The 418-nt window shown below is 66.3% G+C and carries 1 pseudogene; it reads left to right on the top strand.

Going from position 1 to position 418, the window contains the following annotated elements:
* Positions 1 to 418 (top strand): annotated as a pseudogene (locus tag RNC47_RS37135) (hypothetical protein); the annotation flags it as partial.

The following is a 418-nucleotide window of genomic DNA, read 5'->3' as shown; positions in this document are numbered from 1 at the left end:
TACCGGCAGCATGACCATGGTCGGACGAGCCGTTCGAGGTTTCGCCGCGGAGGTTGAGCTGACCGATGAGGAGCTCGCCGCTCTATGGCCCCTGATGGTCCTCCGCGGCGCGGTCTTGGTGGTCAGCGGGTGGAGCCAGCTCCGTATCGACCCGGACAACGCGTACGCGCGGGAGCGGCTCGAGCATGAGTGGCAGGTGTTCGAGCGGACCCTGAATTGCGAACCGGCTCAGGCTACTTCGCAGCTGCGTCTGGCCGCTGCACGAGCCCATCTCGCTGGACTTCGCTATTCCGAGATTCTGCCCGGGAGAGGCGAAGCGCGAGTGATCGATCTCGGCATTCGCAGCGAAGCGCTCGACCGCGGTCGGTGGATTGCGCCCGGCGCCGAGCGTGACCTTGCGCGCGAAGCGCTTGAACAC

Origin of the sequence: Streptomyces millisiae (assembly GCF_031845425.1) — a bacterium.
GTDB lineage: Bacteria > Actinomycetota > Actinomycetes > Streptomycetales > Streptomycetaceae > Streptomyces > Streptomyces millisiae.
This window is presented reverse-complemented; position numbering and strand designations above follow the sequence as displayed.